At 58.5% G+C, this 21,435-nt stretch carries 17 protein-coding genes and 1 pseudogene; 5 read left to right on the top strand and 13 right to left on the bottom strand.

What is annotated here, in order from left to right; translation table 11 throughout:
- Positions 1-11: 11 nt before the first annotated feature.
- The 13 genes and pseudogenes from AC0V2S_RS21265 to mtnA form a co-directional block, all read right to left on the bottom strand.
- Positions 12-1,031 (bottom strand): ketoacyl-ACP synthase III, encoded by a 1,020-nt coding sequence (locus AC0V2S_RS21265; RefSeq protein WP_475511457.1) that lies wholly within the window; start codon positions 1,029-1,031, stop codon positions 12-14.
- A 2-nt stretch (positions 1,032-1,033) separates the two neighbouring features.
- The gene (locus AC0V2S_RS21260; RefSeq protein ID WP_475511456.1) at positions 1,034-1,669 is read right to left on the bottom strand and encodes an acetyltransferase; all 636 of its coding nucleotides are present in this window, start codon (positions 1,667-1,669) and stop codon (positions 1,034-1,036) included.
- Position 1,670: 1 nt separating this feature from the next.
- Positions 1,671-2,438, bottom strand: coding sequence for an SDR family NAD(P)-dependent oxidoreductase (locus AC0V2S_RS21255; protein WP_475511455.1), 768 nt, complete (start codon positions 2,436-2,438; stop codon positions 1,671-1,673).
- A gap of 8 nt (positions 2,439-2,446) precedes the next feature.
- A complete protein-coding gene (locus AC0V2S_RS21250) occupies positions 2,447-3,514 on the bottom strand; it encodes a ketoacyl-ACP synthase III (protein ID WP_475511454.1) in 1,068 nt (355 codons plus the stop codon).
- Between the two features lie 9 nt (positions 3,515-3,523).
- The gene (locus AC0V2S_RS21245) at positions 3,524-3,730 is read right to left on the bottom strand and encodes a phosphopantetheine-binding protein (RefSeq protein ID WP_475511453.1); all 207 of its coding nucleotides are present in this window, start codon (positions 3,728-3,730) and stop codon (positions 3,524-3,526) included.
- Between the two features lie 283 nt (positions 3,731-4,013).
- Positions 4,014-5,693: a 30S ribosomal protein S1 gene (gene rpsA / locus AC0V2S_RS21240; protein WP_108098129.1), complete on the bottom strand. Its 1,680-nt coding sequence runs from the start codon at positions 5,691-5,693 to the stop codon at positions 4,014-4,016.
- A 124-nt stretch (positions 5,694-5,817) separates the two neighbouring features.
- Positions 5,818-6,507, bottom strand: coding sequence for a (d)CMP kinase (cmk, locus tag AC0V2S_RS21235; protein ID WP_475511452.1), 690 nt, complete (start codon positions 6,505-6,507; stop codon positions 5,818-5,820).
- Complete coding sequence (locus AC0V2S_RS21230; protein WP_475511501.1) at positions 6,504-8,711, bottom strand: bifunctional prephenate dehydrogenase/3-phosphoshikimate 1-carboxyvinyltransferase; 2,208 nt, start codon at positions 8,709-8,711, stop codon at positions 6,504-6,506. The genes cmk and AC0V2S_RS21230 overlap by 4 nt, the downstream gene beginning before the upstream one ends.
- Before the next feature lie 28 nt (positions 8,712-8,739).
- A complete protein-coding gene (hisC, locus tag AC0V2S_RS21225; protein WP_475511451.1) occupies positions 8,740-9,852 on the bottom strand; it encodes a histidinol-phosphate transaminase in 1,113 nt (370 codons plus the stop codon).
- Between the two features lie 26 nt (positions 9,853-9,878).
- On the bottom strand, positions 9,879-10,973 hold the full coding sequence (gene pheA, locus AC0V2S_RS21220) for a prephenate dehydratase (RefSeq protein ID WP_475511450.1): 1,095 nt from the start codon (positions 10,971-10,973) through the stop codon (positions 9,879-9,881).
- Positions 10,973-12,057, bottom strand: a pseudogene (gene serC, locus AC0V2S_RS21215) (3-phosphoserine/phosphohydroxythreonine transaminase). Before serC ends, pheA begins: the two are co-directional and overlap by 1 nt.
- Positions 12,058-12,161: 104 nt before the next feature.
- Positions 12,162-15,005 (bottom strand): DNA gyrase subunit A, encoded by a 2,844-nt coding sequence (gene gyrA / locus AC0V2S_RS21210; RefSeq protein ID WP_475511449.1) that lies wholly within the window; start codon positions 15,003-15,005, stop codon positions 12,162-12,164.
- A gap of 280 nt (positions 15,006-15,285) precedes the next feature.
- Complete coding sequence (mtnA, locus tag AC0V2S_RS21205; protein ID WP_475511448.1) at positions 15,286-16,362, bottom strand: S-methyl-5-thioribose-1-phosphate isomerase; 1,077 nt, start codon at positions 16,360-16,362, stop codon at positions 15,286-15,288.
- Positions 16,363-16,537: 175 nt separating this feature from the next.
- Here mtnA and AC0V2S_RS21200 point away from each other — a divergent pair, with 175 nt between their 5' ends.
- The 5 genes from AC0V2S_RS21200 to AC0V2S_RS21180 all read left to right on the top strand — a co-directional run bounded on the left by AC0V2S_RS21200 (position 16,538) and on the right by AC0V2S_RS21180 (position 21,398).
- The gene (locus AC0V2S_RS21200) at positions 16,538-17,869 is read left to right on the top strand and encodes a TRZ/ATZ family hydrolase (RefSeq protein WP_475511447.1); all 1,332 of its coding nucleotides are present in this window, start codon (positions 16,538-16,540) and stop codon (positions 17,867-17,869) included.
- Between the two features lie 46 nt (positions 17,870-17,915).
- The gene (gene ubiG, locus AC0V2S_RS21195; RefSeq protein ID WP_475511446.1) at positions 17,916-18,614 is read left to right on the top strand and encodes a bifunctional 2-polyprenyl-6-hydroxyphenol methylase/3-demethylubiquinol 3-O-methyltransferase UbiG; all 699 of its coding nucleotides are present in this window, start codon (positions 17,916-17,918) and stop codon (positions 18,612-18,614) included.
- Complete coding sequence (mupP, locus tag AC0V2S_RS21190) at positions 18,614-19,285, top strand: N-acetylmuramic acid 6-phosphate phosphatase MupP (protein ID WP_475511445.1); 672 nt, start codon at positions 18,614-18,616, stop codon at positions 19,283-19,285. Before ubiG ends, mupP begins: the two co-directional genes overlap by 1 nt.
- Before the next feature lie 54 nt (positions 19,286-19,339).
- Entirely contained in the window at positions 19,340-20,080 is a 741-nt protein-coding gene (locus tag AC0V2S_RS21185; protein WP_475511444.1) for a YciK family oxidoreductase, read from the top strand.
- Between the two features lie 391 nt (positions 20,081-20,471).
- Positions 20,472-21,398, top strand: coding sequence for a GGDEF domain-containing protein (locus AC0V2S_RS21180; RefSeq protein ID WP_475511443.1), 927 nt, complete (start codon positions 20,472-20,474; stop codon positions 21,396-21,398).
- Positions 21,399-21,435: the final 37 nt, after the last annotated feature.

The following is a 21,435-nucleotide window of genomic DNA, read 5'->3' as shown; positions in this document are numbered from 1 at the left end:
ACAGACACACACTACCACTTGATGATGCAACCAGCCCAGGAATAGCCGACACCAAATCCCAGCGCAGCCAATAACATGCCATCTTCGAGCAGCCCTTTTTCCTGAATAGACTTAAGTGCAATCGGGATCGTAGACGAAACTGTATTGCCGCAATGCTCATACTCAGCGATAAACTTCTCGACAGGAATTTTCAAGCGCCGACGTAGCGAATCCAGCATAAACTTGTTCGCTTGGTGCAACACAAAGTAGTCGAGTTTCTCGACTGACAATGTCTGGTCAAATAGTCGATCGAACAGCTGCGGCACTCGGGTCATAGAGAACTCGAAGACCGACGGACCATCCATAAACAGGTTTGAGCTATTGCGAACATTGCCATTTTCGTCGACGGTATCTACTAGGGCAGACGGGGCAGCCGTAAAACTCCTTGCTCCACCGCGCGGCACAATCAAGTTGTTAACGCCAGCACCATCCGTACCGTAATTAAATCGGCTCAAATACTCATGCTCAACTTCGCAAGCAGATACCAGCGTCGCAGCAGCCGCGTCACCAAACAGGGTACGGACGCTTTTATCGCCGGGGTTGATGTACTTGCTATACGTTTCGGCAGTCACCAGCAAAACGTTTCTGGCTTGACCCGTTTCGATCAACCCCTTGGCGATTCCGAGGCCATAAACAAAGCCCGAACAGCCTTGATTAAAATCAAATGCACCGCAGGTGGTCGGCAAGCCAAGACGATGCTGCAATACACAAGCGGTGGCTGGCAGAAAGTAATCAGGACTTTGTGTACACAGGATGAAAAAATCAATCTCAGATTTTACCACCACTTGTGTAGCGAACAATTTTTCACACGCCTTAAATGCCAGGTCAGATGCACACTCATCAGCACTGACTATTCGCCTGGTATTGATGCCGGTTTTTGTGAATATCTTGTCTACATCCCAAGCTGGATAGTCGGCAGCAAGGGTTTCATTACTTAAAACCTTATCAGGGAGCACATACTCGATGGCGCGTATGCGTGCATATTCTTTCATGATTACCCCGCGATTTTTTTTGCAGGAACACCAAACACTGTAGATCCCGGCTTGACCGAGCGAATCGCGACGCTTCCGGCCCCTACCACGGCGTGACTACCTACTTTTACTTTTGGCAAAACCACCGCATGGGAGCCCAAAAATGCACACTCGCCCGTGCTGGCGCCACCAGTTATATCGCAATGAGAACTCAAGGTGCTGTAAGCACCCAAGACCACGTCGTGCCCGACGGACGTGGCGATATTGATATTAACGAAGTCGCCGATAACACAGTCCGCAGAAATGACCACGTTCGGACAAACAATCAATCCCCGGCCCAACGTTGCGTTTTCCGCAACGATGGCAGAGGAATGAATTAACGAAATAAACTTAGCACCCCGCTTGAGCATTTTCTCAACCACAATCATCCGATCCTGAGGCTTGGCGATGGCGCAGATATGGCACGAGTTGGGGGCAGGCTGATAATCGTCGATGGTGCTCACTATTGGAGGAAGCCCTGGATACTTATCCAACGCGGCGAAGTCGTCAGCAATGAATCCCGCCAGTTGCCATTCAGCGTTGGACACGAGCCAGTCCATCAGCCAGATACGCGTTTCACGAGCGAAATTGCCAGCACCTACGATATAAATATTTTTCATGTCACTCCGCCAGGTAGCCACCATCAATGACCAAAGACGTACCAGTAACCCACCGCGAGGCAGCCGATAACAGATACTGAACGGCATAAGCCACATCCAACGGGGAGCCAATACCCAATGGATGTTTCTGCTCTATAGCGTGCATCGAATCACTGCCCACTAACTGTTCCAATGACTCCGCCATCTCGGTTTTCACAACTCCGGGAGCCACTGCATTGATACGGAGGTTTTCACGTGCAAGCTCAAGCGCGGCGGCGCGAACCATGGACTCAATGGCACCCTTGCTGGCGCAGTAACCTAAAAGAGCGGGCTGGCCAACTTTGGCCATTACCGAAGAGAGCAGCACAATACTGCCCCCAGAATTGCATACGCCCTTCTGGCGAAACGCCTTGATCAGCAAGAACGCAGACGTAACGTTAGTCCCCATCAAGGCCTCCCACTGGGTCAGGCTCATTGCACGTATAGGCATAGGCGACTGCACACCTGCCGCATGAACCAAACCATCCAATGGCGCCCCCTTGCAAAGAGTCTTCAGCCAGGACGAAACATCGGTCTTATCCAGAAAGTCGATGCGCTCTTGCGTATGCCCTGCCCCGCTAAGGCCTTGAAAGGTGCTGTTCAAGCGTGCAGCGTCGCGAGCAGTAATAACCAGTTGCGCTCCCTGCTGGCTCAACCAAACTGCAATTTCCCGCCCGATACCCGAGGAGGCACCGGTCACCAGGATTCTTTTTCCCAGCAAACTAAAAGGAGAGAAGCCTACCGTTTCCATGTTAAGCCCTACGAAGCAATGGTAATCGAAGAGATATGTGCATTGTCAAAATTAATAATGCACGCACCCCAAGAATAGCCAACCCCAAAACCGACTAACATATGCAACCCATTCGCCACTGCATCGACATTTGCATATTCAGTAGACAGCGCTAATGGAATAGAGGCGCTACTGGTATTACCGTAATCTTCCAAGTTCATCAAAAACTTGTCCTTCGGCAACTTCATGCGTTTGCCAAGATGTTCAAGCATAAAACGATTGGCTTGATGAAATACGAACTTCTGAATATCAGCCTCAGCATAACCAGTGTCGTTAAGCAAGCCGTTGACCAAACTGGGAATTCTAGCCAATGTAAATGAGAAAATTTCAGCACCATTCATATAAAGGTCAAAAGAGTTTCGCACATTGTCATGCACAAACTCTGCCTCTCCTTTACGGTCCCTGAAACCGCCGCCGGGGACGATCAGGTTTTTAGCACCACGACCGTCGGACCCCAGAATGAACTGCATATCCGCCGCCTGCTCGTCGTATTCAAGCAACGTCGCCGTGCCTGCATCACCAAACAGTGCCGCGACGGATCGATCCGCTTCGGAGACCATCTTGCTAATTGTATCGCCGACCAGCAGCAGCGCTTTGCCGCTGCCATTTGCAGACAACAACGAACCCGCTAACCAAAGACCGTAGACATAACCGGAGCAGCCCAAAGCAACATCAAATGCAGCGACAGTGACGGGCAACCCAAGTCGCTCTTGCAGAACGCAGGCCGTAGCAGGCAAAGCGTAATCATGCGTTTGCGAGACAAACACAAGGGTGGTGATGCTGACGCGATCGACGGACAAGTCTTCAAACAACGTATTAGCTGCAGACACACAGAGATCGGATGTGCATTCGCCTGAGACGACATGTCGGCGCTTGACACCGGTGCTGGCAATTATTTTCTGGATGGACTCTTCCCCGAATTTCTTTGCCAGGTTTGAGACCTCAGCCACAGTAGCCGGAACGGCGCTGGATATACCCGCGACCCGTACCTTACTTACGCGGCGAACTTGACTTTGTCCACTCGAAGAATTTTCCATGACCAATTCCTAACCATTTACAAGTTCAGCAACTGCATCAACGGTTTCACATTTATTAAGTGCATCAGCCGAGAGAGTCTTATTCAGTCGCTCATCTACAAGTGCCATAAAGGTAATAACTGCAATAGAGTCCCACTCCAGAGTCTGACCACTTTCAACAGTTCCCTCGTCAGCTTCCATTGCCTCTTCCATCAAACGAAATATTTCGGCGCGCATGGGCATACTCCAATTACCTTAATTCTTTAGTGATAATATTTTCAATATACGAAAATGGTATTGAAAGCGAGATTATGAACGCAATGATACGAGCGAGAGCCTGAAGGGGCAAGTGCGGTGTCATTTTGCAGGGGTGGCATATAGCCGCTCACCACCTGGCCTCTTGCAATCGATGATAACTCATTTTAAACAATAATCATGCGCTCACAACCTAGCCAATCCAAACAGCAGCCAAAAAAAAGGGCGACCGAAGTCGCCCTTTTTCTTAATGGAGGCTCAGAACTTAGTTCTGGTTTTCCATTTGTGCGCGAATCAGATCACCAATGGTGGTCGGACCAGCAGTTTCAACTTCCTGCTTGCGCATTTCTTTGATGGCTTCTTTTTCGTCTTCAACGTCTTTCGACTTGACCGACAAGCTGATTACGCGGCTCTTACGGTCAACGCTGATGATTTTAGCTTCTACTTCTTCGCCTTCTTTCAGCACGTTGCGGGCGTCTTCAACGCGATCGCGGCTGATTTCAGAGGCTTTCAGTACAGCTTCGATGCCTTCGGCCAGGGTGATTACAGCGCCCTTGGCGTCTACTTCTTTGACGGTGCCGCGAACGATCGCGCCTTTGTCATTGGTAGCAACGTATTCGGAGAACGGATCGCTTTCCAGTTGCTTGATGCCCAGGGAGATACGCTCACGCTCTGGGTCAACCGACAGGATCACGGTGTCCAGCTCGTCGCCTTTCTTGAAGCGGCGTACAGCTTCTTCGCCTACTTCGTTCCAGGAGATGTCGGACAGGTGAACCAGGCCGTCGATGCCGCCATCCAGACCAATGAAGATACCGAAATCGGTGATCGACTTGATGGTGCCGGAGATTTTGTCGCCCTTGTTGAACTGACCCGAGAAATCTTCCCACGGGTTAGTTTTGCACTGCTTGATGCCGAGGGAGATACGACGACGCTCTTCGTCGATGTCCAGAACCATAACTTCCACTTCGTCGCCAACTTGTACGACTTTCGACGGGTGGATGTTCTTGTTGGTCCAGTCCATTTCGGAAACGTGTACCAGACCCTCAACGCCTTCTTCCAGCTCAGCGAAGCAGCCGTAGTCGGTCAGGTTGGTAACACGGGCAGTTACGCGGGTGCTTTCTGGGTAACGAGCTTTGATAGCAACCCATGGATCTTCACCCAGTTGCTTCAGGCCCAGGGAAACACGATTGCGCTCGCGATCATACTTCAGCACTTTTACATCGATCTCATCGCCAACGTTGACGATTTCCGATGGATGCTTGATGCGCTTCCAAGCCATGTCGGTGATGTGCAGCAGGCCGTCCACGCCACCCAGATCGACGAATGCGCCGTAGTCGGTGAGGTTTTTGACGATACCTTTGACTTGCTGGCCTTCTTGCAGGGATTCCAGCAGAGCTTCACGCTCGGCGGAGTTCTCGGCTTCGAGGACGCTGCGACGGGAAACGACAACGTTGTTGCGCTTCTGGTCGAGCTTGATGACCTTGAATTCCAGCTCTTTGCCTTCGAGGTGCGTGGTGTCGCGCACTGGGCGAACGTCAACCAAAGAACCTGGCAGGAACGCACGGATGCCGTTAACGTCGACAGTGAAGCCGCCTTTAACCTTACCGTTGATAACGCCCTTAACCACTTCTTCAGCTGCGAAAGCCGCTTCCAGAACGATCCAGCACTCTGCACGTTTGGCTTTTTCGCGGGACAGCTTGGTTTCACCAAAGCCATCTTCAACCGCGTCCAGCGCAACGTGTACTTCGTCACCGACCTTGATGGTCAGCTCGCCAGCGTCGTTGTAGAACTGCTCGAGCGGGATGACGCCTTCAGACTTCAGACCGGCGTGGACAGTAACCCAGTCACCGTCGATATCAACAACGATACCGGTGATGATGGCGCCCGGCTGCATGTCGAGGGTTTTTAGGCTTTCTTCAAAAAGTTCTGCAAAGCTTTCGCTCATGTTAATTCCTGATTGATCTAGGACGGATAAACCCGCCCAGCATCCACATTCCAGACAACGTGGGTTTCGTTAGTTTAAAAGCCGGCTGCGGGATTAAGACTGGGTTCCCTACATACCTGCTTGGTCATCCGGCGAGGTCGCGGTTGGCGACTTCGCTCAGAATTCGTTCCAGCACCTGCTCAATCGAGAGTTCGGTGGAATCCAGCTGAATGGCGTCAGCCGCTGGTTTGAGCGGTGCCACCGTACGCTGAGTGTCGCGCTCATCGCGCAAACGAATCTCGTCTAGCAGACTCGCAAGATTAACATCATCACCCTTGGCCTTCAACTGCAAGTACCGGCGTCGAGCCCGCTCTTCCGCACTGGCTGTCAGGAAAATCTTAAGTGGTGCATCGGGAAACACGACGGTGCCCATGTCGCGGCCATCAGCCACCAACCCCGGCATTTCCTGAAACGCGCGCTGCCGCTGCAGCAACGCATCCCTTACCGCGCCTAGCGCTGCGACCTGCGAAGCGCCGGCGCCAATCTGCTCGTTGCGGATGGCGTCGGTCACCTCTTCACCCTCCAGAACGATGCGTTGCGGCTGGCCATTGGCGGCGGCAACGAACTGAACATCCAGATGAGCGGCCAGAAGCTTCAAGGCTTCTTCATTGGTCAGGTCGACGCCGTGGTTACGGGCGGCGAAAGCCAACAGGCGGTACAACGCGCCGGAGTCGAGCAAGCTCCACCCCAGCTTCTTGGCTAGCAGGCTGGCGATGGTGCCTTTGCCGGACCCGCTTGGGCCGTCGATGGCGATAACTGGCGCCTGAATGCTCATGACTTACCCTCTTCAACAACACGGATACCCACTTGCGCGGCCAGGCCGAGGAAGTTGGGGAACGAAGTAGCGACGTTTGCACAATCGTGGATGCGGATCGGCGCGGTAGCGCGCAGCGAGGCCACGCTAAAGGACATGGCAATCCGGTGATCGCCGTGACTATGCACTTCGCCGCCGCCAATGGTGCCACCATCGATAATGATACCGTCCGGCGTCGGCTCGACTCTTACCCCGAGCGCCAGCAAACCATCGGCCATTACCTGGATGCGGTCGGACTCTTTCACACGAAGCTCTTCAGCGCCGCGCAAAACGGTACGACCCTCTGCAACCGACGCGGCCACGAACAATACCGGGAATTCGTCGATCGCCAGCGGCACCAGATCTTCTGGAATATCGATGCCCTTGAGCTTGGCCGAGCGCACCCGCAGGTCAGCAACCGGTTCACCGCCCACTTCACGCTGGTTTTCCAGAGTGATATCGGCGCCCATCAGTCGCAGGATGTCGATTACGCCGGTACGGGTCGGGTTGATGCCGACGTGTTCCAGTACCAGATCAGAATCTTCAGCAATCGAACCAGCCACCAGGAAGAATGCCGCCGAGGAAATATCCGCCGGCACTTCGATGTGGGTGGCCGTCAACTTATGGCCGGACTCAACGGTGACCCTATTGCCTTCCACGGTCACTGGATAGCCAAAACCACGCAACATGCGCTCCGTATGGTCGCGAGTCGGTGCCGGTTCGATCACGGTGGTGGAACCGGCGGCGTACAGCCCGGCCAGCAACAGGCAGGACTTCACCTGAGCGCTGGCCATCGGCATTTCATACGTCATGCCACCCAGGCGACGGCCGCCACGAATGGTCATCGGCGGACGGCCTTCAGCGGCAGTATCAATCAACGCACCCATCTCCCGCAGCGGCTTGGCCACGCGATTCATTGGGCGCTTGGACAGCGAAGCGTCGCCGGTCAGGGTCACATCAAACGCCTGCGCGGCCAGCAGACCAACCAGCAAACGCATCGACGTACCAGAGTTGCCCAGGTAGATCGGGCCAGGTGGCGCTTTAAGACCCTGCAGCCCCACGCCATGAATAGTGACGCGACCGTGGTGCGGCCCTTCAATCACAACACCCATATCGCGGAACGCCTGCAGGGTCGCCAGGGCATCTTCGCCCTCAAGGAAACCTTCCACCTCGGTGGTGCCTTCTGCCAACGAGCCGAGCATGATCGACCGGTGAGAGATGGATTTATCACCCGGGACACGAATACGCCCAGACAAACGCCCACCTGGCTTGGCCAGAAAAACCAGGTTGTCGCTTTTCATCGCGTCCACGTAGGCCCGACGCGCCAGAATTTTGCTGAAATGCTCACGAGCGACCCGGGCTCGGGTGAAAACACCCAGAAGCTGATGCCCATCGCCTGCATCGACTGCATCGCGCAGCGCATCCAAGTCACTGCGAAAGGTATCCAGCGTGCGCAGAACCGCCTCACGGTTGGCGAGGAAGATGTCGTGCCACATCACCGGATCGCTGCCGGCAATCCGTGTGAAATCGCGGAAACCGCCTGCGGCGTAACGGAAAATCTCCAGGTTCTCGCTGCGTTTGGCCAACGAATCCACCAGGCCGAAGGCGAGCAAATGCGGCAAATGGCTGGTGGCAGCCAACACTTCGTCGTGATGCTCCACGGCCATATGCTCTACGTCCGCGCCCAGCGCACGCCACAGCGTGTCGACCAGCTGCAGCGCCGCCGGATCCGTCTGTTCCAACGGCGTCAAAATTACTTTATGGCGACGGAACAGCTCCGCATTAGATGCCTCGACGCCACTCTGTTCCGAACCGGCAATCGGATGCCCTGGCACAAAGCGCGCCGGCAAGCCGTCGAAGGCCAGGCGCGCGGCGCGCACCACATTGCCTTTGGCACTGCCCACATCTGTCAGTACAGCATCGCCGAGATCCAGCTTGGCCAGTTCACGCAGCAGCTTTTCCATGGCCAGAATAGGAACCGCCAGCAGAATCACGCTGGCGCCCTGACAAGCGGCGGCCAACTCGGCTTCGCAGCGATCCACCACACCAAGCTCAACGGCCAGGCGCCGCGACTCGGGATCCAGATCGATGCCCACCACTTCCCGGCACAACCCGCTTTCACGCAAACCTTTGGCAAAGGAACCACCAATCAAGCCCAGGCCAACCACCACCAGGCGCTCGATGATAGGGGTGCGCGGTTGCGCCGCCATGACATCAGCCACTGGCTAGAACCTTGGTCAACGCCTTGAGGAAACGGGTGTTTTCCGCTTCAGTGCCGATAGTGACGCGCAGGAAATCTGGCATGCCATAGTTGGCCACCGGGCGCACGATGACGCCTTCGCGCAACAGGCCTTGATACACCGGCATGCCCTCACGACCGACATTCACGGCAATAAAGTTGCCCTTGGAGTCGATCCAGCTCAGGCCCAACTCACGGAAGCCCTGCTCCAACTGCTGCATCCCGGCATCGTTCAGGGCGCGGCTTGCGGCCATATACTCCGTGTCAGCCAGCGCTGCGCAGGCAGCGGCCTGAGCCAGGCTGTTGACGTTGAACGGCTGGCGAACGCGGTTGAGCACGTCGGCAATCGCCGGCGACGACAGTCCATAGCCGACACGCAGCGCCGCCAGGCCATAGGCCTTGGAGAAGGTGCGGGAAACCAGCAGGTTCGGATGATCAGCCAGGAACTTCAAACCGTCCGGCAGCTCGCCGCCGGTGGCGTATTCAATATAAGCCTCGTCCAGCACAACCAGGGCATGGTCTGGCACGTTGGCGAGAAAACGCGCCAGAGCGTCCGCGCCGAACCAAGTGCCGGTCGGGTTGTTAGGGTTGGCGATAAACACCACGCGAGTGTTGTCATCGACAGCGGCCAGCATGGCGTCGAGGTCATGGCCCCAGTCCTTCGCGGGAACGACTTTGGCCTGCGCGCCGACGGCTTGGGTGGCAATCGGGTATACGGCAAAGGCGTGCTCGCTGAACACGGCATTCAGGCCTGGGGCCAGATACGCGCGAGCGACCAGCTCGAGAATGTCGTTGGAACCGTTGCCCAGCGTCACCTGATTGGCTTTTACCCCACAGCGCGCGGCCAGAGCGGCTTTCAATTCGAAGCCGTTGCCGTCCGGGTAACGGGTCAGTTCGGCGGCAGCTTGGGCAATGGCTGCCAGCGCCTTCGGACTTGGCCCCAGCGGGTTTTCGTTACTGGCCAGCTTTACGATGCTAGCCGGGTCCAGATTCAGTTCCCGGGCCAGTTCATCCACTGGTTTGCCGGGGACGTAAGGCGAAAGTTTTTGCACGCCGGGCTGAGCCAGGGCGAGAAAATCACTGCTCATGGGTTCTCCTCAGAGAATCGTGGGGGTCACAGCACTGCCTTGGGGTAGGAGCCCAATACTTTCAGTGCGACCGCTTCCTGATTGATCTTTTCCAGCACGTCACGGATCAGCGGATCACGGTGATGGCCGGCGAAGTCGATAAAGAACACATAGGTCCATTTACCGCTGCGAGATGGGCGGGTTTCGATGCGGGTCAGGTCGATGCCATTGGCATGGAACGGCACCAACAGCTCGTGCAGCGCGCCTGGTTGGTTGCGCATCGAGGCGATGATTGAGGTTTTGTCGTCGCCGGTCGGCGGTACTTCCTGGTTACCGATGATCAGGAAGCGCGTCGAGTTGTCCGGGCGGTCTTCGATTTTCTCGGCCAGCTTGCTCAAACCGTACAGACTTGCAGCCATATCGCCGGCGATCGCCGCCGAGTTCCACTCGCTTTTAACCCGTTTGGCCGCTTCGGCGTTGCTGGATACCGCTACACGCTCGACGTTCGGGTAATGCGCGTCCAGCCACTTGCGGCACTGGGCCAGCGACTGGGCGTGGGAGTAGATGCGGGTAATGCGGTCGGTTTTGGTGACATCGCCTACCAGCAAGTGATGGTGGATACGCAGCTCAACTTCGCCGCAAATCACCATGTCGTGCTCGAAGAAGCTGTCGAGGGTGTTGTTCACCGCGCCTTCGGTGGAGTTTTCCACCGGCACCACGCCGAAATTCACCGCACCGGCGGCCACTTCGCGGAACACTTCGTCGATGGCGGTCATCGGCACGGTAATTACCGCGTGGCCGAAGTGCTTCATCGCCGCTGCTTGGGTGAAGGTGCCTTCCGGGCCGAGGTACGCCACTTTCAGCGGCTGTTCCAGCGCCAGGCACGACGACATGATTTCGCGGAACAGACGCGCCACTTCTTCGTTCGGCAGCGGGCCTTTGTTCAGCTCCATGATGTGCTTGAGCACCCAGGCCTCACGCTCCGGGCGATAGAACACGGGCTTTTCGCCTTCAGGCAGCGCGGCCATCTTCACCCGCGCCACTTCCTGGGCGCAGCTGGCGCGCTCGCTGATCAGGTCGAGGATCTTCTTGTCGAGGCTGTCGATCCGCACCCGCAGGGCTTTTAACTCGTGCTCGCTCATCAAGCGTGCTCCTTCTCGAACTCCGCCATGTAGCTAACGAGGGCCTGCACGCCATCCAGGCCGACGGCGTTGTAGATAGACGCGCGCATGCCGCCCACCGAGCGGTGACCTTTGAGGTTGAGCAGGCCACGAGCATCAGCACCGGCGAGGAACGGCTTGTCCAGGCGCTCATCGGCCAGACGGAACGGCACGTTCATCCACGAGCGGGCGTTGATGGCAATCGGGTTGCTGTACAACTCGCTGCTATCGATGGCGCCGTACAACAGCTCCTTCTTCGCCCGGTTGCGTTGTTCCATGGCGGCTACACCGCCCTGCTCTTTCAGCCACTCGAACACCAGACCGGACAGGTACCAGGAGAAGGTCGCCGGGTGTTGTACATCGAGCCGTTATCGGCCGCTACTTTGTAGTTGAGCATGGTCGGCGTGCTGGAGCGGGCGCGACCCAGCAGGTCTTCACGCACGATCACCACCACCAGACCGGACGGGCCGATGTTCTTCTGCGCGCCGGCGTAGATCAGGCCGAATTTCGACACATCGAGTTCGCGGGAAAGAATGTCCGAAGACATATCCACCACCAACGGCACGTCACCAGTTTCCGGAATCCAGTCGAATTGCAGACCGCCGATGGTTTCATTGCTGGCGTAGTGCACGTAGGCCGCGTCTTTGCTCAGCTGCCACTCGTTCTGACCCGGAATGGCAAAGTAGTCGTAGGGCTTGGCACTGGCAGCAACATTCACATTGCCGTAGCGGCGGGCTTCTTCGATGCTTTTCTTCGACCAGATACCGGTGTCGATATAGTCAGCCGTGCCGTCTTCGGGCAGCAGGTTCAGGGCGATTTCGGCAAATTGCTGGCTGGCGCCGCCTTGCAGAAACAGCACTTTGTAGTTCGACGGAATAGCGAGCAGATCGCGCAGGTCCTGCTCGGCCTTCTCAGCGATGGCCACGTAGTCATCGCTGCGGTGGCTCATTTCCATGACCGAAAGGCCTTTGCCGTTCCAGTCCAGAAGTTCAGCCTGGGCACGTTGCAGTACAGCTTCGGGAAGCGCGGCTGGGCCTGCGCAGAAGTTAAAGGCTCGCTTGCTCACGTCAGTCTCTCTCAGTTCACCCACACCGCCGACCAGGCGACGGTGCATGCTGTCATTCGTGCAGGTGTGGGGCGCGCCACCGACGGTGTGCGCGCCCTGCCCGCTTACTCTTCGCTTGGTGCGTCGGCAGCGTCGTCCGATACCGCGTCAATGGCATCGTCCAGGTCAGCGCTGTTCAGCTCTGCCTCGCCCGACTCGCCATCTTCGAACTGCGCGCCTTCCAGCTCAGCACCTTCCAGCACCTCGCCGTCTTCGCCTAGCAGCACCTGACCTTCAACTTCCGAAGGCTCTTGCACACGCTCAAGGCCGACCAGTGTTTCGTCGCTAGCCAGCTTGATCAGGGTAACGCCCTGGGTGTTACGGCCCGAGCTCGACACTTCGTCAACTCGGGTACGCACCAAGGTGCCCTGGTCAGAGATCAGCATGATCTCTTCGCCGTCCTGCACCTGGATGGCGCCGATCAGCTTGCCGTTACGCTCTTTGGTGACCATACCGATCACGCCCTGACCGCCGCGACCGCGACGTGGGAACTTGCTCAAGGCAGTGCGCTTGCCGAAGCCACGCTCGGAGGCGGTAAGGATCTGCGCGCCCGATTCCGGAATCAGCATGGAGATCAGGGTCTGACCTTTGCCCAGACGCATACCGCGGATACCGCGAGCGCCACGGCCCATCACGCGGATGGAGCTTTCTGCAAAACGGATGACCTTGCCGGAATCATTGAACAGCATGACTTCCTTGGCGCCGTCGGTGATTGCAGCAGCAATCAGGGTGTCGCCCTCTTTCAGCTTGAGGGCGATCAGGCCGCTGGTACGCGGACGGGCGAATTGCGACAGCGGGGTCTTCTTCACGGTACCCATTGCGGTGGCCATAAAGATGTACTCGCCGGTAGGCTCAGCGACCCATTCAGCGGTCTCGCCTTCGACTTCTTCCACTTCGGCCGCTTCTTCGGCTTCTACCACTTCGCCTTCGATCACGTCTTCGGCGTCGTCCAGATCTTCATCAGCACCGGCAGTTTTCTGCAGGGCTTCGAGATCGATCTGCAGCATGGTGGTGATGTATTCACCTTCATCCAGTGGCAGCAAGTTCACCAGCGGACGACCACGAGCAGCGCGGGACGCTTCCGGAATTTCGTAGGTCTTCAGCCAGTACACCTTGCCCTTGCTGGAGAACAGCAGCAGCGTGGCGTGGCTGTTGGCGACCAACAGGTGCTCGATGTAGTCCTCATCTTTCACGCCGGTAGCCGACTTGCCTTTACCGCCACGACGCTGAGCCTGATAGGCCGACAGCGGTTGGGTTTTGGCATAGCCACCGTGGGAGATGGTTACTACACGCTCTTCTTCGGTGATCAGGTCACCCAGGGTCAGGTCCAGACGGGTATCGAGAATCTCGGTACGACGCTTGTCACCGAACTCGGCTTTCACGCCTTCGAGCTCTTCGCGGATCACTTCCATCAGGCGCGTGGCGCTGGTCAGGATGCGGATCAGCTCGCCAATCTGCTCCAGAATTTCCTTGTACTCGGCCAGCAGTTTTTCGTGCTCAAGGCCTGTCAGGCGGTGCAGACGCAAGTCCAGAATCGCCTGAGCCTGTTCTGGCGAAAGATAGTACATGCCATCGCGCAGGCCGTATTGCGGGTCGAGGTCTTGCGGGCGGCAGGAATCGGCGCCAGCCGCTTCAACCATGCCTTGTACGGCGCTGGATTCCCAGGCGCGGGACACCAAGGCTTCTTTCGCTTCAGCGGAGCTTGGCGAGGCCTTGATCACGGCGATAACCGGGTCGATGTTGGACAGGGCAACTGCCTGACCTTCAAGGATATGGCCACGTTCGCGGGCTTTGCGCAGCAGGTAAACGGTACGGCGGGTGACCACTTCACGGCGGTGAAGAATGAACGCTTCAAGCAGATCCTTGAGGTTCAGAATCTTCGGCTGGCCGTCGATCAGCGCGACCACGTTGATGCCGAACACGCTTTGCAGCTGGGTCTGGGCGTAGAGGTTGTTGAGGATCACCTCCGGCACTTCACCACGGCGCAGCTCGATCACGATGCGCATACCGTCCTTGTCGGACTCGTCGCGCAGCTCGGTGATGCCTTCCAGTTTCTTCTCTTTCACCAGCTCGGCGATCTTCTCGATCACCCGGGCTTTGTTGAGCTGATACGGCAGCTCGGTGATGACGATCTGCTGGCGGCCACCGACTTTGTCGATGTCTTCGAACATGGCGCGGGCGCGAATCTGGATACGGCCACGGCCCGTACGGTAGGCCTCGATGATGCCGGCACGACCGTTGATGATCGCCGCGGTCGGGAAGTCCGGACCGGGGATGTAGTGCATCAGCTCGTCAATCGTCAGCTCAGGGTTGTCGATGAGCGCCAGGCAGCCGTCGATAACCTCGGTGAGGTTGTGCGGCGGAATGTTGGTCGCCATACCCACGGCAATACCGCTGGAACCGTTGACCAGCAGGTTGGGGATCTTGGTCGGCATGACCGCCGGGATGATTTCGGTGCCGTCGTAGTTGGGCACCCAGTCGACGGTTTCTTTGTCGAGGTCAGCCAGCAGTTCGTGAGCCAGCTTGGTCATGCGCACTTCGGTGTATCGCATGGCAGCGGCGTTGTCGCCGTCTACCGAACCGAAGTTGCCCTGGCCGTCCACCAGCAGGTAACGCAGGGAGAAAGGCTGCGCCATACGGACGATGGTGTCGTACACCGCAGTATCACCGTGGGGGTGGTACTTACCGATTACGTCACCGACCACACGGGCGGATTTCTTGTAAGCCTTGTTCCAGTCGTTACCCAGTTCGCTCATCGCGAAGAGCACCCGGCGGTGCACGGGCTTGAGGCCGTCACGTGCATCGGGCAAGGCGCGCCCTACGATTACGCTCATTGCGTAGTCGAGGTAGGACTGTTTGAGCTCGTCTTCGATATTGACCGGGAGGATTTCTTTGGCCAGTTCGCCCATGAGAAGCCTGGTTCCTTTTTCTGGTGAAACTCCGCCCATTCATCCTGAATGGTACGAAGCTCGCCGTCGCGGCCTTGGGGCCAGCAACGACTCATGACAAATCAACGAGTTATGGCATGGATCTGCGCAGTTTGGGTGGCCATTGCAGGCCCCCTTGAAAACTGACGGAGAGTACCACACCGAATGCCCCGAACCTATCCCCGCAGAGCACGCCACGCGTCAGGCAGCGCCATTTAAATGACATCACCCAAACGCGCGGAACAGCTAATAAATGAAGGAGTTAGTGCAGACGCTTGCGACACATCAGCAAGGCCATCTTGGCCTTGTCCGGGCGCTCGACCACACCCTTCTCAGTCACGATGAAATCGATCAAATCAGCCGGGGTCACATCGAACACCGGATTCACCGCGTCAACATCCGCCGCGACCCGTTTGCCGGCCAACTCCAGCAGTTCGCTGCCGGCCCGCTCCTCGATCGGAATGTCGTCGCCGCTTTCCAGGTTCATGTCGATGGTCGAACTCGGCGCCACCACCATAAAGCGCACGCCGTGGTGCATGGCGTTGACCGCCAGCTGGTAGGTGCCGATCTTGTTGGCCACATCGCCATTGGCAGTAATGCGGTCGGCGCCGACGATCACCCAGGTAATGCCCTTGGTCTTCATCAGATGGGCCGCTGCCGAGTCGGCATTCAGGCTGACCGGAATGCCCTCATTCTTCAGCTCCCAGGCCGTCAGCCGCGAACCTTGCAGCCACGGGCGGGTTTCATCGGCGTACACGCGCTCAACCAGACCATCGAGATACGCCGCACGAATCACCCCCAGCGCCGTACCGAAGCCGCCGGTAGCCAGAGCGCCGGTGTTGCAGTGGGTCAACATGGTTTGCAGGTTGCCCTGGTGGCGACGGATCAGGTCCACGCCCAACTGCGCCATGGTCAGGTTCGCTTCGCGGTCGCTCTCATGAATGGCGACGGCCTCGGCATTCATGATCGCCAGCGCATCGTCGCTGTCCTTTACGCGATACAAGCGCTCGCGCATACGGTTCAAGGCCCAGAACAGGTTGACAGCTGTGGGTCGCGAGTTATTGAGAACTTCGAAGTCCTCTTCCAGCGCCATCTGCCAGTCATCGCCCTCGGCCAGACGCGCCCGCACGCCCAATGCCAGGCCGTACGCGGCGGCAATACCAATGGCCGGCGCGCCGCGCACCACCATGTCCTTGATCGCCTGCGCCACGGCTGCAGCCGAGTCGTAACGCACCCAGGTCTCCTCAAAAGGCAGCGCACGCTGATCCAGCAGATACAGCGCGCCATCCCGCCAATCGATGGCCTTGACCTTCTCTGCCGCCAACAATTGCTCGCGCATGACCATCCTCGTACTCAGAAGCGAAAAGCCGCGGATTATAGCGAGCCCCTGACTTGGGCGCTCGGGTATACTTCGCCAGCACAAAAACCTGTCCAGGCTGCCCCTTCCCAACCTGGCGTAAGTGACGCGCTACATTGATGTAAGCCCCATCTTTTATAAAGCTCAGGATGACGCCATGCCCAACACCGCCGCCCCGCTCGATCTGTTGCTCCTGCCGACCTGGCTGGTGCCCGTCGAGCCCGCCGGTGTGGTGTTGCAGGACCATGGGCTGGGTATCCGCGACGGTCGTATTGCCCTTATCGCGCCGCGCGCCGAGGCCCTGAGCCACCCCGCCACGCAAGTGCGCGAGCTGCCGGGCATGCTGCTGACCCCCGGCCTGATCAACGCCCACGGCCACGCCGCCATGAGCCTGTTTCGCGGCATGGCCGATGACAAGGCGCTGATGAACTGGCTGCAAGACCATATCTGGCCGGCCGAGGCCAAATGGGTGGATGAAGCGTTTATCCACGATGGCACGGAGCTGGCGATTGCCGAGCAATTGCAGGGCGGCATCACCTGCTTTTCCGATATGTATTTTTTCCCGGAAGTCTCCAGCGAGCTGGTGCACACCAGCGGCATTCGCGCGCAAATCACCATTCCGGTGCTGGACTTCCCGATTCCCGGCGCCCGCGACGCCGACGAGGCGCTGCGCAAAGGCCTGAATCTGTTCGACGACCTGCGCCTGCACCCGCGCATCAAGGTCGCCTTCGGCCCGCACGCGCCCTACACCGTCAGCGACGACAAGCTGGAGAACATTCGCATGCTCGCCGAAGAGCTGGATGCGGGTATTCAGATGCACGTGCATGAAACCGCCTTCGAAGTGCAGCAAAGCCTGGAGCAGCGTGGCGAACGGCCGATGGCCCGCCTGGCGCGCCTCGACCTGCTGGGCCCGCGCTTCCAGGCCGTGCATATGACGCAGATAAATGACGAAGACTTGCACCTGTTGGTGGAAAGCAACGCCAGCGTCATCCACTGCCCTGAGTCCAACCTCAAGCTCGCCAGCGGCTTCTGCCCGGTGGAGCGGCTGTGGCAGGCCGGCGTCAACGTGGCCATCGGCACCGACGGCGCCGCCAGCAATAACGACCTCGACCTGCTCGGTGAAACCCGCACCGCCGCCATGCTTGCCAAGGCCGTGGCCGGGTCCGCCACCGCGCTGGATGTCCACCGCGCCCTGCGCATGGCCACCCTCAATGGCGCCCGTGCCCTGGGGCTGGAAGATGAAATCGGCTCGCTGGAGATTGGCAAAGCCGCCGACATCGTGGCATTTGACCTCACTGAGCTTGCGCAGCAACCGGTGTACGATCCGGTGTCTCAACTGATTTATGCGAGTAACCGCAACAGCGTCAAACATGTCTGGGTCGGCGGTAAGCAGCTGCTCGACAACCGCCGCCTGACCCGCATGGACGAAGAAAAACTGCACGCCAGCGCCGTCGCCTGGGGCCAGAAAATCGCCACCAGCCGTCCCTGAGCCACACCACGCAGCCGCCATAGAATTCGATTCGAGGAAAACCCGTATGAGCAACGTCGACCACGCCGAAATCGCCAAGTTCTCCGCCCTCGCCCACCGCTGGTGGGACCGTGAAAGCGAGTTCAAACCCCTGCACGACATCAACCCGCTGCGCGTCAACTGGATTGACGAGCGCGTGAAGCTGGCCGGTAAAAAGGTGCTCGACGTCGGCTGCGGCGGCGGCATTCTCAGTGAAGCCATGGCGCAACGTGGCGCCAGCGTCACCGGCATCGACATGGGCGAAGCGCCGCTGGCCGTCGCCCAGTTGCACCAGCTGGAATCCGGCGTACAGGTGGAGTACCGCCAGTGCACCGCTGAAGCCCTGGCCGAAGAAATGCCTGAGCAGTACGACGTGGTCACCTGCCTGGAAATGCTCGAGCACGTGCCCGACCCGGCCTCGGTGATTCGCGCCTGCTACGCCATGGTCAAGCCCGGCGGCCAGGTGTTTTTCTCCACCATCAACCGCAACCCCAAGGCCTACCTCTTCGCCATCGTGGGCGCCGAGTACCTGATGCGCCTGCTGCCGCGCGGCACCCACGACTTCAAGAAATTTATCCGCCCCTCCGAACTGGGTGCCTGGAGCCGGGCCGCGGGCCTGGAAGTCAAAGACATCATCGGCCTCACCTACAACCCGCTGACCAAGCACTACAAGCTGGCCGACGACGTGGACGTCAACTACATGATCCAGACCCTCAAGGAAGCCTGATGCGCCTGCGAGCCGTTCTTTTCGATATGGATGGCACCCTGCTCGACAGCGCGCCCGACTTTATCGCCATTGCCCAGGCCATGCGCGCCGCCCACGGGCTGCCGCCAATGGCCGACAAGGACATCCGTGACCACGTTTCCGGCGGCGCTCGCGCCATGGTGCTGCGCGCGTTCGATGTCGACCCGATGTCCGAGCAGTTCGAGGCCCTGCGCCTGGAGTTTCTCGCCCGCTATCAAGATCACTGTGCTGTGTTCACCAAGCCGTTCGACGGCATTGCCGAGCTGCTGGCCGACATTGAACACGCCAAGCTGATCTGGGGTGTGGTCACCAACAAGCCGGTGCGCTATGCCGCGCCGATCATGGAGCAACTGGGCCTGGCCGAGCGTTCGGCCATCCTCATCTGCCCCGACCACGTCACCAATAGTAAGCCCGACCCCGAGCCGCTGTTGCTGGCTTGCTCGCGCCTGGGTTTGGACCCGCCGAGCGTGCTGTATGTGGGCGACGATTTGCGTGATATCGAATCCGGGCGCGCGGCCGGCACCAAGACTGCCGCGGTGACCTATGGCTATATCCACCCCGACGACAACCCCAACCATTGGGGCGCCGACGTGGTGGTCGACCACCCGCAAGAACTGCGCGCCGTGCTCGACCGCGCGCTGTGCAGCTGCTGACCGTTCTGTTTCTGGTCGGCGCGCCGGCCAGGCTTTTCTAGAGAGAGATTTGAGATGTTCGACTACTCCGCCCGCCCCGACCTGCTCAAGGGCCGTACCATTCTGGTGACCGGCGCTGGCCGTGGCATCGGCGCCGCTGCCGCGAAAACCTATGCCGCCCATGGCGCCACCGTGCTGCTGCTGGGCAAGACCGAAGCCAACCTGAGCGCCGTCTACGACGAAATCGAAGCCGCTGGCCACCCGCAACCGGTGGTGATTCCGTTCAACCTGGAAACCGCCCTGGCGCACCAGTACGACGAACTGGCGGTGATGATCGAAAACGAGTTCGGCCATATCGACGGCGTGCTGCACAACGCCGCAATCGTCGGCCCGCGCACCCCGCTGCAGCAGCTGTCGGGCGACAACTTCATGCGCGTGATGCACGTGAACGTCAACGCCATGTTTATGCTCACCGCCACGCTGCTGCCGCTGCTCAAGTTGGCGCCGGATGCCTCGGTGATATTTACCTCCAGCAGCGTCGGCCGCAAAGGCCGTGCGTATTGGGGCGCTTATGGCGTGTCGAAGTTCGCCACCGAGGGCCTGATGCAGACCATGGCTGATGAAGTGGCCGATATCACCAACGTGCGTGCCAACAGCATCAACCCCGGCGCGACCCGCACCGATATGCGCGCCCACGCCTACCCAGGCGAAAACCCACATAACAATCCGCTGCCCGACGAGATCATGCCGGTGTATCTGTACCTGATGGGGCCGGACAGTCAGGGCGTTAATGGTCAGGCGTTCGACGCTCAGTAGTCGCGGGCACTCAATTCACCTCGCTCGTAAGCAAAGCTTCCGTCATTCCCGCGAAGGCGGCGGTCCGACGATTCGGAATCCAGAATCTCGTGACGAACGCATTCCTATCCGAAAATCTGGGTCCCCCCTTCGCGGGCACGACGGTAACTTGCCCATAAGTGCCATGTAAGCATTCCCTGACAAGAAATTGGCGAACCCCCTCTGCCACTAACCGGCAATTTGCCATCCCTCGCCAAACAACCGGCAAAACAGCGGCAAATGTTTGCCGCTTGTAGTGTATCAACACTGATAAACACTTGATTTTGTTGAATAAAAAAGACGAATGTGACACCTGGCACACTATTCGCAAAAGGGAACCTGTCGCCGCACTTTCGCGCTGAGGTTTCCCGGTATGGTCCCCCCAAGCAAAACCAACACAATCGACTTTGACGCCGCCAAGCTGCAGCGCCTGGGTTTCGCCAGCAATCGCACGCAGTCGCTGCGTCCGGTGTCTCTGGCACACCTGCGTCAGAAGCTGAACCTGCAATTGCAGACCAGCCTGGAAGTCGAGCGCATCCTCGATATCTTCTTCCGCGAAGTGCAACGTCTGGTGCCCCTGGATGCGCTGGCCTATCAGCAGCCGTCCAGCGATCTGCGCCTGGAACTTGGCGTACGCGCCACCCATTCGGCCGGTTACCGTCTGAACCATGAAGGCGAATACCTGGGCGAGCTGATTTTCCGCCGCAACCAGCGTTTTTCCGAAGAAGAGCTGAGCCAACTGGAATCGCTGCTGGCCTGCATGCTCTTCCCGCTGCGCAACGCCCTGCTCTACCGCAAGGCCGTGCAGTGCGCCCTGCGTGACCCTTTGACCGATACCGGCAACCGCATCGCCATGGACCAGGCCTTGCAGCGCGAAATCGATCTGGCCCGCCGCAATCTGCAACCGCTGTCGGTGCTGATGCTGGACGTGGACCACTTCAAGAACATCAACGACACCTACGGCCACAGCACCGGCGACGAAGTGCTGCGTGCCATGGCCGAAACACTCAAGGCGCAGTTGCGCAACATCGATATGATTTTCCGCTTCGGCGGCGAAGAGTTTCTCGTGCTGCTGTCCAACACCAGCCGCGAAGGCGCGGCGATGGTGGGTGAGCGTCTGCGTTTTGCCGTGCAGGAGCTGCAGTGCACTGCGCAGAACCAGCATGTGGATGTGTCGGTCAGCCTGGGCTGCGCTTGCCTGCTGCCGGGCGAGTCGGTGGACAGCCTGCTGCGCCGTGCCGATAGCGCGTTGTATGTGGCCAAACGCGATGGCCGTAACCGTCTGACCATGGCGGGTTAAACGCCAGCGAAAATTAGCGACGACAAAAAAGGCCAGT

This window comes from Pseudomonas sp. CC11G, from assembly GCF_056174845.1.
The sequence above is the reverse complement of the archived record's forward strand: the minus strand, read 5'-3'. Positions and strand labels throughout refer to the sequence as shown.

Coding starts and splice junctions, on each gene's coding strand:
- AC0V2S_RS21265 (WP_475511457.1), bottom strand. CDS start 1,031: ATGAAAGAATATGCACGCATACGCGCCATCGAGTATGTGCTCCCTGAT.
- AC0V2S_RS21260 (WP_475511456.1), bottom strand. CDS start 1,669: ATGAAAAATATTTATATCGTAGGTGCTGGCAATTTCGCTCGTGAAACG.
- AC0V2S_RS21255 (WP_475511455.1), bottom strand. CDS start 2,438: ATGGAAACGGTAGGCTTCTCTCCTTTTAGTTTGCTGGGAAAAAGAATC.
- AC0V2S_RS21250 (WP_475511454.1), bottom strand. CDS start 3,514: ATGGAAAATTCTTCGAGTGGACAAAGTCAAGTTCGCCGCGTAAGTAAG.
- AC0V2S_RS21245 (WP_475511453.1), bottom strand. CDS start 3,730: ATGCGCGCCGAAATATTTCGTTTGATGGAAGAGGCAATGGAAGCTGAC.
- rpsA (WP_108098129.1), bottom strand. CDS start 5,693: ATGAGCGAAAGCTTTGCAGAACTTTTTGAAGAAAGCCTAAAAACCCTC.
- cmk (WP_475511452.1), bottom strand. CDS start 6,507: ATGAGCATTCAGGCGCCAGTTATCGCCATCGACGGCCCAAGCGGGTCC.
- hisC (WP_475511451.1), bottom strand. CDS start 9,852: ATGAGCAGTGATTTTCTCGCCCTGGCTCAGCCCGGCGTGCAAAAACTT.
- pheA (WP_475511450.1), bottom strand. CDS start 10,973: ATGAGCGAGCACGAGTTAAAAGCCCTGCGGGTGCGGATCGACAGCCTC.
- gyrA (WP_475511449.1), bottom strand. CDS start 15,005: ATGGGCGAACTGGCCAAAGAAATCCTCCCGGTCAATATCGAAGACGAG.
- mtnA (WP_475511448.1), bottom strand. CDS start 16,362: ATGCGCGAGCAATTGTTGGCGGCAGAGAAGGTCAAGGCCATCGATTGG.
- AC0V2S_RS21200 (WP_475511447.1), top strand. CDS start 16,538: ATGCCCAACACCGCCGCCCCGCTCGATCTGTTGCTCCTGCCGACCTGG.
- ubiG (WP_475511446.1), top strand. CDS start 17,916: ATGAGCAACGTCGACCACGCCGAAATCGCCAAGTTCTCCGCCCTCGCC.
- mupP (WP_475511445.1), top strand. CDS start 18,614: ATGCGCCTGCGAGCCGTTCTTTTCGATATGGATGGCACCCTGCTCGAC.
- AC0V2S_RS21185 (WP_475511444.1), top strand. CDS start 19,340: ATGTTCGACTACTCCGCCCGCCCCGACCTGCTCAAGGGCCGTACCATT.
- AC0V2S_RS21180 (WP_475511443.1), top strand. CDS start 20,472: ATGGTCCCCCCAAGCAAAACCAACACAATCGACTTTGACGCCGCCAAG.